Origin of the sequence: Morganella sp. EGD-HP17 (assembly GCF_000512315.2) — a bacterium.
Taxonomy (GTDB): Bacteria; Pseudomonadota; Gammaproteobacteria; order Enterobacterales; family Enterobacteriaceae; genus Morganella; species Morganella morganii.
In genome coordinates this window covers 250,813-267,941 of the sequence record NZ_AZRH01000003.1, presented here as the reverse complement: position 1 = coordinate 267,941, position 17,129 = coordinate 250,813, and the positions used below count along the sequence as shown (strand labels likewise).

Below are 17,129 nucleotides of genomic sequence, written 5' to 3'. Positions count from 1 at the left end.
TAACCACATAATTATATTGTCAGATTTGCAATGTGACCATTTATGATAAAAGAGCCGCAGATAATGATCCCACGATTAACGCAATCCCCACAGGTAAGCCCGGCGGTTGAACGTTATATTCACGTCCTCAATGAAAGCGGATTTACCGGCGATACCACCACCCGCTATGGCGATCGGCTGACACTCGCGACCGACAACAGTATTTATCAGCTTCTGCCGCAGGCAATCGTTTTCCCGCGTTCGACCGCTGATGTGATTCTGGTGATGCGCCTTGCCGCACAGGATGAATTCCGTTCGGTTACCTTTACCCCGCGCGGCGGCGGTACGGGCACTAATGGTCAGTCGCTGAATAACGGTGTGGTGATCGATTTATCCCGCTATATGAACCGCATTCTTGAAATTAACCCGGAGCAGGGCTGGGTGCGGGCGGAAGCGGGTGTGATTAAAGATCAGCTCAATGCGTATCTGAAACCGTACGGCTATTTTTTCGCGCCGGAGTTATCCACCTCCAACCGCGCCACTCTCGGCGGAATGATTAACACCGATGCTTCCGGCCAGGGCTCGCTGGTGTACGGCAAAACCTCTGACCATGTGCTGGGGCTGCGCTCGGTACTGCTTAGCGGTGATCTGCTGGATACCGCGCCGCTGCCGGTCAGCGAGGCGTGGCGCTGTGCACAGGAGGAAAGTGCGGCGGGGGAACTTTACCGCACCACACTGGAGAGTTGCGAAACTCACCGGCAGACCATTCTGGACAGCTTTCCGAAGCTCAACCGCTTTCTGACCGGTTATGATCTGCGCCATGTCTTCAGTGATGATATGCAGACCTTTGATCTGACCCGCATCCTGACCGGCTCGGAAGGCACTCTGGCGGTGATCACTGAGGCAAAACTCAATATCACGCCGATCCCGGAAGTGCGCCGCCTGGTGAATGTCAAATATGATGCATTTGATTCCGCACTGCGCAATGCCCCGTTTATGGTGGAGGCTCAGGCGCTGTCAGTGGAAACCGTGGATTCAAAAGTGCTGAATCTGGCGCGGGAAGATATCGTCTGGCATTCCGTCAGTGAATTGATCACGGATGTGCCGGATAAGACCTTGCTGGGATTAAATATTGTCGAATTCTGCGGTGATGATGAAGCACTGATTGACAGGCAGGTTGCGTCACTGTGTGAACGCCTGGATTCATTAATGGCAAATAATGAAGCGGGTGTGATTGGCTATCAGGTCTGCCGTGAACTGAGTGGTATTGAGCGTATTTATGCAATGCGCAAAAAAGCGGTGGGTCTGCTCGGTAACAGTAAAGGGGCGGCAAAACCGATCCCGTTTGTCGAAGATACCTGTGTGCCGCCGGAACATCTGGCGGATTACATCACAGAGTTCCGCGCGCTGCTGGACAGTCATCACCTGGAATACGGCATGTTCGGTCATGTGGATGCGGGCGTATTGCATGTGCGTCCGGCGCTGGATATGTGCTCTCCGGAACAGGAAATGCTGATGAAGCAGATTTCCGATGATATTGTCGCGCTGACTGCCAAATACGGCGGGCTGCTGTGGGGTGAGCACGGTAAAGGGTTCCGGGCACAGTACAGTGAGGCTTTTTTCGGTGACACGCTGTATCGCGAACTGCGCCGTATCAAAGGGGCATTTGACCCGGAAAACCGGCTCAATCCCGGCAAAATTTGTGCGCCGTTAACCAGTGACGCACCGATGATGCAGGTGGATGCGATCAAGCGCGGCACCTATGACAGAACAATCCCCGTTGAGGTCAGAAATACTTTTTCCGGCGCGATGAACTGTAACGGCAACGGCCTGTGTTTTAATTTTGATGTCAAAAGCCCGATGTGTCCGTCAATGAAAGTGACGCAATCACGCTTTCACTCGCCGAAAGGCCGTGCCGGGCTGGTGCGCGAATGGCTGCGGCTGCTGACAGAGCAGGGCACGGACCCGGCGCTGTTATCACGGGCCGTACCGCAGAGCCGGATCTCTCTGCGTGGTCTGATTGAAAAAATTGGCAATACGCGGCGGGCATCCCGCGGGGAATATGATTTCTCCCATGAAGTGAAGGAATCGATGTCCGGTTGTCTGGCCTGCAAAGCCTGCTCCACACAGTGCCCGATTAAAATTGATGTACCGGAATTCCGCGCCCGGTTTCTGGCGCTCTATCACGGACGCTATCTGCGCCCGCTGCGCGACCATCTGGTGGCGAATGTGGAAGCCGGTGCACCGCTGATGGCGAAAGCGCCGAAGATGTTTAACTTTTTCCTGAAACAGCCGTGGGTGCAGAAACTCAGTGAAAAAACAGTGGGTATGACCGATTTACCGCTGCTGTCGTCACCGTCACTGAAACAGCAGCTGGCGGGGAGCAACGCGGTTTCCGTCACCCTGGAAATGCTGGAAAGTATGAGTGAGGAACAGCGCCGCGCCGGGCGCTATCTCTTTATCGTTCAGGATCCGTTCACCAGCTATTTTGACGCAAAAGTGGTGGCCGATTTTGCCGCACTGACGGAAAAGCTTGGTTTTCAGCCGGTGCTGCTGCCGTTCAGCCCGAACGGAAAAGCGCAGCATATTAAAGGTTTTCTCGCCCGCTTTGCCCGTACGGCAAACAAAACGGCGGATTTCCTCAACCGGGTGGCACGGCTCGGCTGTCCGATGGCGGGTGTCGATCCGGCGCTGGTGCTCTGTTACCGCGATGAATACAAAACTGTTCTGCCACCGGAGAAACAGCAGTTTCGCGTGATGTTAGTCCATGAATTTCTCACAGAATATGCGGATTTATTACCGGTGAAAGATATCAGTGAGGATACTCCCCCCTGGTATCTGTTCAGCCATTGTACCGAGGCCACTGCACTGCCGGACAGTGTGAAAATCTGGCAGAATCTGTTCCGTCGGTTTGGCGCAACACTGCAGTCTGTCAGCACCGGCTGCTGCGGTATGGCGGGGACATACGGCCATGAGATGCCGAACCTGGCGCGCTCGAAAGGAATTTATCAGCTTTCCTGGGCGCAGCCGTACCAGTCACTGCCATCAGAGCGCTGTCTGACCACCGGATACTCCTGCCGCAGTCAGGTAAAACGGATGGAAGGCAAAGTGATGCTGCACCCGTTGCAGGCGCTGCTGACACTGGTATCCTGACAGCGGGATAAAACATGACGCGGAGAGCTTATTAATGATATGGAAACGACCTGCAACACCGGCAGAACTGAATCGCATCTCGGAAGGGAATATGCTCAGCCACCTGGGCATTGTCTTTACGGCAGTGGAGTCGGAGCAGTTAATCGCGACGATGCCGGTCGATGACCGGACCAAACAGCCGCACGGCCTGCTGCACGGCGGGGCATCGGTGGTACTGGCGGAAAGCCTCGGCTCTGTGGCCGGTTATCTGTGCAGTGAAGGGGATGAAACCGTGGTCGGTGTTGAGATTAACGCCAACCATGTGCGTGCGGTGCGCAGTGGTGTTGTTACCGGTTATTGCAAGGCGATACACCTCGGACGCAACCAGCAGGTCTGGTCTATTGAGATTTTTGATGAGCAGCAGCGGTTATGCTGTATTTCCCGTCTGACCACCGCGATTCTGCGCGGGTCAAAAAATTAACACCTGAGCAACATGTCAGCCGGTATTGCGTGAATTCCGCCCGGAATTTCCGTGTACCGGCACTTCTCTTCAAAAGTCGTATTTATAATGATCCTTTTGTGCCATTGATACTGTACTGGCTGGTACGGTAATAAGTATTTATCATTGATAAATAATCTCTTTTATAAACAAAAGATTAATTCATTTTCCGCTCAAAAATGATAACGCCCGCCCGGCATGTTTGTCTATTATTTAAGCAGTAATCGGAATATCCTTTCAAAGCAAGTGGTTGAAGTGAGAAATATTATCATTAACATGATGTTTACGGAGAGCTCCCGTCGAATTTTATGAGGTCAATAATGACAACGCACAGCACCAACCCGGTGGAAACTTTTTCACTGAATGATAATGACTGGACAGGTATCACACTGACAGCGGCCGCTGCAAAGCAGATTGTGACACTGATGAAAAACACCCCGGACAGTATCGGGCTTTGCCTGAGTGTCAAACAATCCGGTTGTGCCGGGTTTGGTTATGTTTTTGAAATGATTAATCAGGCGGATGCAGAGGATATGTTGTTTGAGCGCGACGGCGCCCGGCTGTATGTCCCGCGCAAAGCCATGCCGTTTATTGACGGCACGGAAGTGGATTTTGTCCGTGAAGGGCTGAATCAGATATTTAAATTTAATAATCCGAAAGCTCAGCATGCCTGCGGGTGTGGTGAAAGCTTCGGGGTTTAAGAGCGAAGCCATATTATGTCTCAGAGCAATGCAGAGATTGGTGAAGACGTCCAGACCTGGCTGAATGACGGACGCTATAAAGAGGGCTTCTTCACTAACGTCGCCACGGATGAACTGGCGAAAGGGATCAATGAAAATGTGATCCGCGCCATTTCCGCCAAACGAAATGAACCGGAGTGGATGCTCAATTTCCGGCTGGAGGCTTTTCAGCACTGGCTGGGAATGGAAGAGCCGCACTGGCTGAAGGCGAAGTATCCGCAGCTGGATTATCAGGATTACAGCTATTACTCCGCGCCGTCATGCGGCTCGTGTGATGATACCTGCGGCTCACAGCCGGGGGCGGTGCAAAGCCCGGCGGGCAGTTTCCTGACCAGTGAAGTGGAAGAAGCCTTTGAAAAACTCGGCGTGCCGGTTCGCGAAGGGCAGGCGGTGGCGGTGGATGCGATTTTTGACTCCGTATCCGTCTCAACCACTTACCGTGATGAGCTGAAAAAACACGGTGTGATTTTCTGCTCGTTCGGGGAAGCGATTCACGACTATCCGGAACTGGTGCAGAAATACCTCGGTACCGTGGTATCCAATCACGATAACTTTTTCGCCGCACTTAACTCGGCGGTTGCCTCTGACGGCACCTTTGTTTATGTCCCGAAAGGGGTGCGCTGCCCGATGGAATTATCCACCTATTTCCGCATTAATGCAGCCAAAACAGGCCAGTTTGAACGCACCATTCTGATTGCGGATGAAGGCAGTTATGTCAGCTATATCGAAGGCTGCTCCGCACCGGTGCGTGACACTTATCAGCTGCATGCGGCGGTTGTGGAAGTGATCATCCATAAAGATGCGGAAGTGAAGTATTCCACTGTTCAGAACTGGTTCTCCGGCGGTGACAGTGAAGGCGGCATCCTCAACTTTGTCACCAAGCGGGCACTGTGTGAGGGTGAAAATTCCAAAATGTCATGGACACAGTCTGAAACCGGCTCTGCTATCACCTGGAAATACCCGAGTGTGATCCTCAAAGGGGATAACTCTGTCGGTGAATTCTTCTCTGTTGCCCTGACCAACGGCACACAGCAGGCGGATACCGGTACCAAGATGATCCACATCGGCCGCAATACCAAATCCACAATTATCTCGAAAGGGATTTCCGCCGGGAGAAGCCAGAACAGCTACCGGGGACTGGTGAAGGTGCTGCCGGGGGCGGAAAACGCCCGTAACTTTACTCAGTGTGACTCAATGCTTATCGGCACAGAGTGCGGCGCACACACTTTCCCGTATGTGGAAGTGATGAATAACAGTGCGCAACTGGAGCATGAGGCCACCACCTCGCGTATCGGTGAAGACCAGCTGTTTTACTGCTTACAGCGCGGTATCAGCGAAGATGACGCCATCTCAATGATTGTAAACGGTTTTTGTAAAGATGTGTTCTCTGAGCTGCCGCTGGAATTTGCCGTGGAAGCACAGAAACTGCTGGCGATAAGCCTGGAACACAGTGTCGGTTAATCCATCAGAATCAGCGCCTGCGGGATAACCGGCGGGACGGAGTAGTACATTATGTTAAGTGTAAAAGATTTGCATGTCAGCGTGGAAGGTAACGAAATCCTCAAAGGGTTATCACTGGACGTGAAACCGGGGGAAATCCACGCCATTATGGGGCCGAATGGTTCTGGTAAAAGTACCCTGTCTGCCACACTGGCCGGCCGGGAAGAGTATGAAATTGACAGCGGATCCGTCACTTTTAAAGGTAAAGACCTGCTGGAGCTGGCACCGGAAGATCGTGCCGGTGAAGGCATTTTCCTCGCCTTTCAGTACCCGGTGGAAATTCCCGGGGTAAGTAACCAGTTCTTCCTGCAAACCGCAGTCAATGCAGTGCGCGAATATCGTGGTGAAGAGGCGCTGGACCGCTTTGATTTCGCTGATTTTATCGAAGATAAAATTGAGCTGCTGAATATGCCGCAGGATCTGCTGACGCGTGCGGTGAACGTCGGGTTCTCCGGCGGTGAGAAAAAACGTAACGATATCCTGCAAATGGCTGCCCTTGAGCCGTCACTCTGCATTCTTGATGAAACGGATTCCGGGCTGGATATTGATGCCCTGAAAACCGTGGCCAACGGCGTGAATCAGCTGCGCAGCCCGGAACGCGCCTTTATTATTGTCACTCACTATCAGCGCATCCTGGATTATGTGAAGCCTGACTTTGTTCATGTGCTGTATCAGGGCAAAATCATCAAATCCGGTGATTTCTCACTGGCGAAAAAACTGGAGGAGCAGGGATATGGCTGGCTTATTGACCAACAGTGAACGTGCGCTGAAACGCCGCGAAGTCAGTGAGCGCAATCTGGCCGCAATGGGGCGGATAGAACAGCTTATCGCGCAGCATCCACTCTCCGGGCACGCCGCGCAGCACTGGCAGCAGGCACAGAAAACCGGCTTCCCGGCCTTTCATCAGGAAGACTGGCATTATACGTCGCTGACACCATTGCTGGAGGCAGATTATCAGGATAAGACCGGAACACTGAACGTCTTACCGGAGGCGGTGCTGACCTCACTGAATGCATACCGCATAGTGCTGGTGGACGGTGTATTTGCGCCGCAGTGGAGTGATACTGATACAGGTGTGTTTGAGTTGTCAGTGGCTGACCGTCACAATGAATTCCCGGCACCGGTTAACGGCGAGATTTTCCTGCACCTGACTGAAAGCCTGGCGCAGACACCGTTAATTATCCGCGTGAAAGCCGGCGCACAGGCGGAAAAACCCCTGTACATCGTGAATATTTCAACGGCACATAATGATTCCCTGAATATGCGCCACAGCCGCTATCACCTCGATATCGGTGTGAATGCGGCTGTCTCTGTGATTGAGCACTTTATCAGCCCGGATGAACAATCAGCCCATTTCACCGGGGCGCGGATGACCGCGAACGTGGGAGAAAACAGTGATTTCCGCCATCTGAAACTGGGGTTTGAAAACCCGCAGGCGTACCATTTTGCCCATAATGATTTGGTGATCGCCGCCCATGCCCGTGTGGAAAGCACCAGTTTTCTGCTCGGCGGTAAACTGACCCGGCATCACACCAGCACACAGCTTAACGGCGAAGGTATTGTGCTGGCCATGAACAGCCTTGTGCTGCCGAAACACGGCGAAATCGCTGATACCCGCACGTACCTGGAACATAACAAAGGGTATTGTGAAAGCCGCCAGCGCCATAAAACCATTGTGATGGATAACAGCCGTGCGGTATTTAACGGCATGATTAAAGTGGCACCGCATGCACTGAAAACAGACGGCCAGATGACCAACAATAACCTGTTACTGGGCCGGAAAGCGGAAATCGATACCAAACCGCAGCTGGAAATCTATGCCGATGATGTGAAGTGCAGCCACGGTGCGACGGTCGGGCGGATTGATGAGGAACAGCTGTTTTATCTGCGCACACGCGGGATCGCGGAAAAAGCCGCGAAGCAGATGATCATCCTCGCGTTTGCTGCGGAACTGACTGATGCGATCAGCGATGAAGTCCTGAATAACGTGGTGATGGCGCGTATCCGTCAGTCGCTGGATCAGGGGGATAAACAGTAATGAGTTATTCAGCACAACAGCGGCGGGCAGACTTCCCGGTACTGGCCGGGGAGGTGAACGGCAAACCACTGGTCTACCTCGACAGTGCCGCCAGTGCCCAGAAACCTCAGCAGGTGATTGATGCGGTGAGTGATTTTACGGCTCACCATTATGCCGCGGTTCACCGCGGCATTCACACATTAAGTGCAGAGGCCACGGCCGCCACGGAAGCTGTGCGGCAGAAAGCGGCGGCGTTTATCAATGCGCCGCAGACGGAAGAAATTATTTTTGTCAAAGGTACCACGGAAGCCATCAATCTGGTGGCGGACAGTTTTGGCCGCGCATTCTGCAATGATGGTGACAATATCATTATCACGGAGATGGAACATCACGCCAATATTGTGCCCTGGTATATGCTGGCAGAGAGCGCGGGGATTGAAATCCGTGTATTGCCGATGGCGGATGACGGCACTCTGGTGCTGAGTAAACTGCCGGAACTGATCGATAACCGCACCCGTCTGCTGAGCTTTACCCATCTTTCTAATGTGCTCGGCACCGTGAACCCGGTGAAAGCGATTATTGCGCAGGCGCGTGAATTGAGCCGTGCTGCCGGGGGAGAACTGGCGGTGCTGGTGGACGGTGCTCAGGGCGCCATGCATCAGCCGGTGGATGTGCAGGCGCTGGATTGTGATTTCTATGCGTTCTCCGGCCATAAGCTGTACGGACCGACCGGCATCGGTATTTTGTGGGGACGCAAATCTCTGCTGGATAACATGCCACCCCGCGAAGGCGGCGGTGCCATGATCGCAGAGGTCAGCCTGACGAACGGTATTACCTATGCGGATGTACCGTGGCGTTTTGAGGCGGGAACGCCCAATATCCAGGGTATTATCGGCCTGGGAGCTGCGCTGGATTACCTGAATAACATCGGTATGGCGGAGATAGCCGCGTATGAACACACTCTCATGCAGTATGCGCTGACGCGGCTGGCAGAGGTGCCCGGCATTATTCTGTACGGCAATGCACTGCGGGAAGGGGTGATCGCCTTTAACCTCGGGACGCATCACGCTTTTGATACCGGCGCATTTCTGGATCGCTACGGCGTGGCTGTCCGCACCGGGCATCACTGCGCACAGCCGCTGCTGGCGCATTATGGTGTCAGTGCCATGTGCCGTGCCTCACTGGCGCTCTACACCACGGAAACGGATATTGATATACTGACGGACGCACTGAAACGTACCGCAAAACTGCTGGGTTAAGGATCCTGATGAAAATTACGCTGCCGGATCAGGCAAAATTACTGCGCAATTTCTCCCGTTGTCATGACTGGGAGGAACGTTATCTGTATCTGATTGAGCTGGGCGAAAAATTACCGGCGCTGACAGAAGCACAGCGGCAGCCGCAGTATAAAATATCAGGTTGCCAGAGTCAGGTCTGGATCATCATGCAGCAGGATGAGGAAGGGCGGGTCTGGTTCGCCGGTGACAGCGACGCCGCGATTGTCAAAGGCCTGGTGGCGCTGGTTATCGCGCTGTATCAGGGAAAAACGCCGGCGGAAATCCGTGAACTGGATATCGCACAAATCTTCTCGGAACTGGCACTTTCTGTCCATCTGACCCCGTCCCGTACTCAGGGACTGAACGCCATGGTCAGAACAATCATACAAAACACGCAGCAAATGAGATAAAACATCGTTCCCTTTTACTTACTCTGCTAATAATATATTACCTGGCGTGGCCGGAAAGCGGCCACGTATTTTTTTATACCATCAGCTGAGGATCTGGAATGAAACGAATTCTCCCGTTGCTGGGCGGGCTGTTGTTAGCGGTTACTGCGTTAACAGCCCGGGCAACCGAATATCAACTCCCTGCGGATAAGGGCCGGGTCATCGGTGAAAACGTCACCTATGTTGTGCCGGATGACGGACGCTCACTGGAAGCGATTGCCGCCGAATACGGTATCGGCCTGCTGGCGATGCTGGAAGCTAACCCGGGGACGGATCCGTATCTGCCGAAACCCGGCAGCGAACTGATTATCCCGTCACAACTGATCCTGCCGGATACCCCGCATCAGGGTATTGTGATTAACCTGGCGGAACTGCGTCTGTTCTATTACCCGCAGGGCACCAATACCGTACGGGTCTACCCTATTGGTATCGGTCAGCTGGGGCGTGATACCCCGGTTATGACCACCTCAGTTTCCCAGCTGATCAAAGATCCGACCTGGACACCAACCGCGAATATCCGCAAAGCCTATGCGGCTCAGGGGATCACCTTACCGGCAGTTATCCCGGCCGGCCCGGAAAACCCGATGGGGCTGTTTGCTCTGCGTCTGGCGCACGGTCGCGGTGAATACCTGATCCACGGCACCAATGCCGACTTTGGTATTGGTATGCGTGTCAGCTCCGGTTGTATCCGTCTGCGTCCGCATGATATTGAAGCACTGTTTAAAACTATTCCGAAAGGTACACGGGTTCAGATCGTGAATGAGCCGGTGAAATATGCCGTTGAACCGGATGGTCAGCGCTATGTGGAAGTACACCAGCCGCTGTCCCGTAATAAAAATGACGACCCGCAGACTATGCCGATTGCGCGTTCTGCCGGACTGACCAGCTTTATTCAGTCTCCGGATACCAACAGCGCCATCGTTGAGCAGGCGATTGCCCGCCGCTCCGGTATGCCGGTGAATGTCAGCCGTGATGCGGAGTATAAGCAGGAAGCGGCACCGGCAGAGAAAACCAACTTTGCACCGGTGGAAATGGATGAAGAAGCGGAAGTGAAGGCACTGAACCTGAAACCGGCCGATTTTGCACCGGGTCAGTTAACCCAGCCGGGTCCGATTGTCCGTGAGGAAAACAGCGCAGAGTAATATCGCTTTTACGCTGTGACAGATGAAAACCGCTTCCGTTGTGAGGCGGTTTTTTTACGCCCGGCATAAATCGCAGGCATAAAAAAATGGCGTAACATAATTTATGCTACGCCACCTGTTCTTCAGATCGTGATTACAAATTATTTTTTGTAAGAACGAACCTGGTTGTCTAAGCGCTGGTTAGCGCGTGCTGCTTCGTCTTTAGCCTGCTGAACATCAGCGCGGATTGCGTTAACGTCGTTGCTCAGTTGATCAACTTTGGCATTCAGCGTCTTAACGTCGTTGTCCAGTTGGTCAAATTTAGCGTTAGAAGAACAACCTGCTAATAATGCAGAAGCTAAAACTACAGCACCTAATACAATCTTAGAACGACCCATTTTAATACCCTCTAGATTAAAGTTAATCACCAAGTAGCAGTAATGATATTACACATTTCAATAGGGAAAGAGAATAGAAATTCAGCGTTTACAAAGATTATTTTCCTGAAACCGCAAAATAAATCAAAAAAAACGGCAATTGCGTAATTCTCAACCAAATAATCTGATGCGGAGACAGATACAGCAGTGCGGTATTATCCCGTATTCAGAAAGCGGCAATTATTCTGCGGCCCGTTGCTTCATTTCATGTTCCCCTACAGTTTAGAATAAAAAAAGCACCCGTGCAGCGGGTGCTCTCATTAATTCAGATAATGCTGAAAAATATTACAGTAATTGTACGGATGAGGTATTGGTGGTGCCGCTTGGTACTAACGCACCGGATACCATCACCACGATTTCACCGTTGGTGGCCAGACCGCTTTCCAGCGCGGCTTCGCGGCCGATACGGTAGAAATCATCGGTTGATAAGATTTCGTTCACCAGTTTGGTGGTCACACCTTTCACCAGCAGTAACTGACGGGCAGTGGTTTCGTTGGTGGTCAGCGCCAGAATCGGGGCTTTCGGGAAGTATTTACGGACAGACTTCGCGGATTTACCACCGGCGGTTGCCACAACAATCAGCGGGGCATCCAGGTTTTCTGACATTTCAACCGCACCACGGCAGACTGCTTCAGTCACACGCAGTTTTTTACCGGCCTGTAAATCGCCGAGACGGCTGTGCATCACGCGATCAGTACGCTCACAGATAGTTGCCATGATGCTGACAGCTTCAACCGGATATTTCCCTTTCGCACTTTCACCGGACAGCATAACCGCATCGGTACCGTCGAGGATGGCGTTGGCAACGTCACCGGCTTCCGCACGGGTAGGGCGCGGGTTTTTGATCATGGAGTCAAGCATCTGAGTCGCGGTAATGACCACTTTACGTGCAGTATTACATTTTTCGATCATCAGTTTCTGCGCGAAAATCACTTCTTCAACCGGAATTTCCACACCCAGGTCACCACGGGCAACCATGATACCGTCAGAGGCTTCGAGGATTTCATCGAAGTTGTTCATCCCTTCCTGGTTTTCAATCTTGGAGATGATCTGGATATGTTCGCCGCCGTTGGCTTTGAGGTGAGCACGGATTTCGTCCACATCGGCACGTTTACGGATAAAGGAGGCGGCAACGAAGTCAACATTCTGCTCGCAGCCGAAAATCAGATCCTGTTTGTCTTTTTCTGCCAGAGCCGGGAGGCCGATAGACACATTCGGCAGGTTAACCCCTTTGTTTTCACCGAGGTCACCGTTATTCAGAACTTCACAGATAACCTCTGTTGCGGTGGTTTCTTTGACACGCATGCCGATCAGACCGTCATCGACCAGAACGATATTGCCCGGTTTCAGATCCTGCGCGAAGCCCGCATAAGTGACGGCAACACGCTCATTGTTACCGATGACAGATTTATCCGTGGTAAAGGTAAAGGTCTGACCCGCCACCAGCGCGACATCATTGCCGCCTTCCAGTTTAATGGTACGGATTTCAGGGCCTTTGGTATCCAGTAAAATGGCTGCTTTCTTACCGGTACGCGCACAGACAGCACGCAGATTTTTGATGCGCTGACCATGTTCTTCGTAATCGCCGTGGGAGAAGTTCAGACGCATAACATTCATGCCGGCATCTAACAGTGCTTCGAGTTTCTCTTCTGATTCGGTTTTAGGTCCGATAGTACAAACAATTTTGGTCTTTTTCATGACAGCCCATCTACAGTTATTGAGAGTAAATAGTGAACAACCGCCTGTATTCACACCGCATGAGTAAGAACAGGCAATTGTCGTGATCCCCGGTTATTAAAATTAGTCGTTTTTGTAAAAAAACAGATTCAGTATAGCGTGTTTTTTATCACGCCTCTCTGTTTCAGTGCTTGTAAATCAGCAAGCTGAATCCATTCAACAACTACGCAGGCATTATAGAGGGTTATTAGTGTGATTTGAATCATAAAATCAGAAATAAATTAACATTCTTGCGGTAACGCAAGAAAACAGCTGTATTGATACGCAGAAGTACAATGAAAACAGAAGAGGGTAACTGACTGAAAATCGGATGAACTGAAAAGGGAGGTAAAACGGAACTGCTGAGAAATGGTGCGTCCAAGTGGACTCGAACCACCGACCCCCACCATGTCAAGGTGGTGCTCTAACCAACTGAGCTATGGACGCACTGTGTGAAAATTGCTTTGCGAAGTAAATGGTGCGTCCAAGTGGACTCGAACCACCGACCCCCACCATGTCAAGGTGGTGCTCTAACCAACTGAGCTATGGACGCATTCTTTAATATCTTCGCTGACAACGGGGACGAATATTAACGATCCGAACCGACTCTTGCAAGGGGAAAAACACATTTTCTTGTCCGACTGCTCGTATTTAATGCTATCGGACTGAAAACTGTGCATTTCCCCCGTCAAAAAGCCGTTAACGACCGGCGCGTTGCAGGATAAAACTGTCCGGCTGTTTCTGTAACCACAGGATCCGGCATGCCATACCGATGGCTGCGGCGGTTAATCCGATGATAAAACCGATCCAGAACCCGGCAGGGCCCATCGCCGGTACCACCAGATCTGTCAGTCCGAGAATATAACCGGACGGCAGGCCGAGGATCCAGTAAGCCGTAAAGGTGACATAGAAGATGGCGCGCGTGTCTTTATAACCGCGCAGCACACCGGCACCGATTACCTGAACGGAATCCGACAGCTGATAAATACCGGCAAACAGCATCAGGCCGGAGGCCATAATCACTACTTCCGGATTGTCGTTATACAGCAGCGCGATAGGTTCACGGAACAGCACAGTAAAGAGCGCCGTCACCGCCGCGATCATCAGCCCGACACCCAGCCCGGTATAGGCGGATACACGCGCTTTCTCCGTGGAACTTTTTCCGAGGTTAAAGCCGATACGGATAGTGGTGGCGATCCCCAGTGAAATCGGGAACATAAACATCAGTGAGCTGAAGTTCAGGGCAATCTGGTGTCCGGCCACCGCCGTGACACCTAATGGCGCAACCAGCAGGGCAACAATGGCAAACAGCGTGACCTCAAAGAACAGTGCCAGGGCAATCGGCAGGCCGAGCTGCGTGATCCGTTTCATTACCGCCCAGTCCGGCGGGGTAAAGCGGCTCTTCGGCTGCACATCACGCTGCGAACGGGCATGTTTCACATACCAGCGCATAAACAGGAACATTGCCCAGAACACGGAAGCGGTCGCGACACCGCACCCGACACCGCCGAGGGCAGGTGCGCCGAATTTCCCGTAGATAAAGATATAGTTGACCGGGATATTCACCAGCAGGCCGAGAAAACCAATTACCATCCCCGGTTTGGTTTTCGACAGTCCTTCACACTGGCTGCGCAGCACCTGATAAAACAGGTAACCCGGTGCCCCCCACATAATAGCGTGGGTGAATCCGACGGCTTTTTCAGCCAGGACCGGGTCAATATGCGGCATATTTTCAATAATGTAGCGGCTGTTATAGAGCACCGCGATGACCAGGACGGATAAAAATGCCGCCAGCCACATACCCTGGCGGATCTGATTGGCAATCAGCGGACGGCGGCCGGAGCCGTTGAGCTGCGCGACCACCGGGGTCAGCGCCATCAGCAGACCGTGGCCGAACAGGATAGCGGGCAGCCAGATGGAGGTACCGACAGCCACGGCGGACATATCTGTCGCACTGACTCTGCCGGCCATCACAGTGTCAACCACGCCCATCGCTGTCTGTGTAAACTGCGCGATAATAACGGGAATACCAAGAGCCAGCAAAGTACGCGCTTCTTTCAAATACTTCTGCACGTAATACACCTTATTTATTCTGATAAAAGGAGGAGGAAAGACTTTCCGGGATTCGTAACACATTTACCGGATCAGGCGGAAAAATCATTCTAGCGATTAATCAAATACAAGCCAATACAATTAAATGTGCGGGATGTAACGGGAAGGGCTGTTTAATTCTCTGTTTCAGGATAAACTGCATAAATCTATCCGAATACTGACTGGAGATCCGCATGTTTACCGGGATTGTACAAGGCAAAGGCCCCGTCGTCGCCATTGAAGAAAAAGAAAACTTTCGTACTCACACTGTGAAATTCCCGCCTGATATGCTGGCCGGGATAGAAACGGGCGCATCAGTGGCACATAACGGCTGTTGCCTGACAGTCACAAAAATAGACGGGGATTTAATCAGTTTTGATCTGGTTAAGGAAACCTTAAGACTAACCAATCTCGGCAGCATTAAAACCGGAGATGTGGTCAATCTGGAAAGAGCCGCTAAATACGGTGATGAAATCGGCGGGCATATTATGTCCGGTCATATTGTCACCACGGCGGAAATTGCCAAAATCTTTGTCTCTGAAAATAATTATCAGATCTGGCTGCGCATCGAAGATAAAGCCCTGATGAAATATATCCTGCATAAAGGCTTTGTCGGTATTGATGGTATCAGCCTGACTATCGGGGATGTGGTGAATAACCGTTTCTGTGTGCATCTGATTCCGGAAACCCGTGAGCGCACCACGCTGGGTAAAAAACGGCTGGGCGATAAAGTGAATATTGAGCTGGATCCGCAGACACAGGCCATTGTTGATACCACCGAGCGGGTGCTGGCGCAGAAAATGCAGCAGTTGCAGGAAAGCCTGACGCCGCCGGTGCCAATGGAAAAACCACAGGCCTGACTTTATTGAGATAAAAAAATCCGGTACTGATTTTTGTCAGACCGGATTTTTTATTGCGGATAGTTTATTGCGGATATGATATTCAGCGCGGAACGCGTAATCCGCCCTCACAACCCTGCGGGCTCCATAATATCTGCCATAGCTGGATATCACGGGCACGGAATGCACCGGCACAGGCGTTGAGATAATAGGTGAACATCCGCTTAAAGCGCGGTGTGTAATTATTTTCCAGTGACGGCCAGGCTGCCTGAAAACGGGAATGCCATGCCATTAGTGTCCGGTCATAATCAGCCCCGAAATTATGCCAGTCTTCCATTACTAATTTATTTTCACTGCTGTCGCCGATATTCTGCACAGACGGCAGACAACCGTTCGGGAAAATATATTTTCCGATCCAGGCATCCACATTCACTTTATTGCGGTTTGAACCGATGGTGTGCAGTAAAAATAAACCGTCCGGTTTCAGATTGCGTTTGACCACATCAAAATAGGTGGCGTAATTTTTCGGCCCGACGTGCTCAAACATCCCGACAGACACAATCCGGTCATATTGCTCATGCAAATCGCGGTAATCTTCCAGGATAATATTTACGTCAAGATCCTTACAACGCGCCTGAGCATATTTTTGCTGCTCAGCGGAAATGGTCACACCGGTCACCGACACACCGAAATGTTTCGCAGCATACGCCGCCAGTCCGCCCCAGCCGCAGCCGATATCCAGCAGTTGCATACCCGGTTTCAGCTGTAATTTTTCACAGATGAGATGCAGTTTCTGTTCCTGCGCCTTCGCCAGATTGGCGGGGTCATCACTGAGACCTTTCCAGTAGCCGCAGGAATACTGCATATACGGGTCGAGCATCAGCTCAAACAGGTCATTACCCAGATCATAATGTTCTTCGCCGACAATCCGCGCCCGTTTTTTGGTTTGCAGATTACGCAGACGAGCCATGGCGATTTTTATAATATCGTTGATATTCTGCGGCAGTTTATTTTCCAGCCCAGCGCGTAACACCCGCTGAAAGAAAATATCTAACCGCTCACAGTCCCACCAGCCATCCATATAGCTTTCACCCAGTCCCATAGAGCCCTGCTGCAAGACCCGTTTAAAGAACTGCTGGTTATGCACCTGAATATCGAAAGGGCGGGAACCATTAATCTCAATGCCGGCTTCGTCTAAAAGATCGGAGGCAATCCGCTGCCAGGAGTCGGCAGGCGTTTTTTGATTTTCGACACAATCAGAACTCATATTATCTCCAATTTTTATCAAAGCGGGATTCTGAGTGCTTTATTTATGACGTTTTGCGCGGGAAC

The 17,129-nt window shown here is 51.8% G+C and carries 14 protein-coding genes and 2 tRNA genes; 10 read left to right on the top strand and 6 right to left on the bottom strand.

Annotation, left to right across the window (positions count from 1 at the left end; all coding sequences use genetic code 11):
• The first annotated feature begins 63 nt into the window (after positions 1-63).
• The 9 genes from X965_RS05525 (at position 64) to X965_RS05485 (ending at position 10,735) form a co-directional block, all read left to right on the top strand.
• Positions 64-3,132: an FAD-binding and (Fe-S)-binding domain-containing protein gene (locus X965_RS05525; RefSeq protein WP_036417366.1), complete on the top strand. Its 3,069-nt coding sequence runs from the start codon at positions 64-66 to the stop codon at positions 3,130-3,132.
• A gap of 34 nt (positions 3,133-3,166) precedes the next feature.
• Positions 3,167-3,592: a hotdog fold thioesterase gene (locus X965_RS05520; protein ID WP_032098089.1), complete on the top strand. Its 426-nt coding sequence runs from the start codon at positions 3,167-3,169 to the stop codon at positions 3,590-3,592.
• A gap of 338 nt (positions 3,593-3,930) precedes the next feature.
• Positions 3,931-4,311 (top strand): Fe-S cluster assembly scaffold SufA, encoded by a 381-nt coding sequence (sufA, locus tag X965_RS05515; RefSeq protein WP_004235425.1) that lies wholly within the window; start codon positions 3,931-3,933, stop codon positions 4,309-4,311.
• A gap of 15 nt (positions 4,312-4,326) precedes the next feature.
• Positions 4,327-5,811: a Fe-S cluster assembly protein SufB gene (sufB, locus tag X965_RS05510; protein WP_004235427.1), complete on the top strand. Its 1,485-nt coding sequence runs from the start codon at positions 4,327-4,329 to the stop codon at positions 5,809-5,811.
• Positions 5,812-5,862: 51 nt separating this feature from the next.
• Positions 5,863-6,609 carry a Fe-S cluster assembly ATPase SufC gene (gene sufC, locus X965_RS05505; RefSeq protein WP_004235432.1) on the top strand — a complete coding sequence of 249 codons (747 nt, stop codon included), beginning with the start codon at positions 5,863-5,865 and terminating at the stop codon, positions 6,607-6,609.
• Positions 6,584-7,888, top strand: a complete 1,305-nt coding sequence (gene sufD / locus X965_RS05500; protein WP_036417333.1) for a Fe-S cluster assembly protein SufD — start codon at positions 6,584-6,586, stop codon at positions 7,886-7,888. The genes sufC and sufD overlap by 26 nt, the downstream gene beginning before the upstream one ends.
• Positions 7,888-9,126 carry a cysteine desulfurase SufS gene (gene sufS, locus X965_RS05495; RefSeq protein ID WP_036414982.1) on the top strand — a complete coding sequence of 413 codons (1,239 nt, stop codon included), beginning with the start codon at positions 7,888-7,890 and terminating at the stop codon, positions 9,124-9,126. Before sufD ends, sufS begins: the two co-directional genes overlap by 1 nt.
• 8 nt (positions 9,127-9,134) lie before the next feature.
• The gene (gene sufE / locus X965_RS05490; protein ID WP_036417331.1) at positions 9,135-9,554 is read left to right on the top strand and encodes a cysteine desulfuration protein SufE; all 420 of its coding nucleotides are present in this window, start codon (positions 9,135-9,137) and stop codon (positions 9,552-9,554) included.
• Positions 9,555-9,652: 98 nt separating this feature from the next.
• Positions 9,653-10,735, top strand: a complete 1,083-nt coding sequence (locus X965_RS05485) for a L,D-transpeptidase family protein (RefSeq protein ID WP_004235440.1) — start codon at positions 9,653-9,655, stop codon at positions 10,733-10,735.
• 140 nt (positions 10,736-10,875) lie between these two features.
• Here X965_RS05485 and X965_RS05480 read toward each other — a convergent pair whose 3' ends face one another.
• From X965_RS05480 to X965_RS05460, 5 genes are all read right to left on the bottom strand, one after another.
• Positions 10,876-11,112 carry a major outer membrane lipoprotein gene (locus tag X965_RS05480; RefSeq protein WP_004239093.1) on the bottom strand — a complete coding sequence of 79 codons (237 nt, stop codon included), beginning with the start codon at positions 11,110-11,112 and terminating at the stop codon, positions 10,876-10,878.
• 324 nt (positions 11,113-11,436) lie between these two features.
• On the bottom strand, positions 11,437-12,849 hold the full coding sequence (gene pykF / locus X965_RS05475) for a pyruvate kinase PykF (protein ID WP_004235443.1): 1,413 nt from the start codon (positions 12,847-12,849) through the stop codon (positions 11,437-11,439).
• 388 nt (positions 12,850-13,237) lie between these two features.
• Positions 13,238-13,314, bottom strand: a tRNA-Val gene (locus tag X965_RS05470).
• A gap of 29 nt (positions 13,315-13,343) precedes the next feature.
• Positions 13,344-13,420: transfer RNA gene (locus tag X965_RS05465), tRNA-Val, on the bottom strand.
• A 146-nt stretch (positions 13,421-13,566) separates the two neighbouring features.
• Entirely contained in the window at positions 13,567-14,940 is a 1,374-nt protein-coding gene (locus tag X965_RS05460; RefSeq protein ID WP_004239095.1) for an MATE family efflux transporter, read from the bottom strand.
• Between the two features lie 212 nt (positions 14,941-15,152).
• Here X965_RS05460 and X965_RS05455 point away from each other — a divergent pair, with 212 nt between their 5' ends.
• Complete coding sequence (locus X965_RS05455) at positions 15,153-15,818, top strand: riboflavin synthase (protein ID WP_004235447.1); 666 nt, start codon at positions 15,153-15,155, stop codon at positions 15,816-15,818.
• An 82-nt stretch (positions 15,819-15,900) separates the two neighbouring features.
• Here X965_RS05455 and cfa read toward each other — a convergent pair whose 3' ends face one another.
• Complete coding sequence (cfa, locus tag X965_RS05450; RefSeq protein WP_004235450.1) at positions 15,901-17,064, bottom strand: cyclopropane fatty acyl phospholipid synthase; 1,164 nt, start codon at positions 17,062-17,064, stop codon at positions 15,901-15,903.
• Positions 17,065-17,129 lie beyond the last annotated feature (65 nt).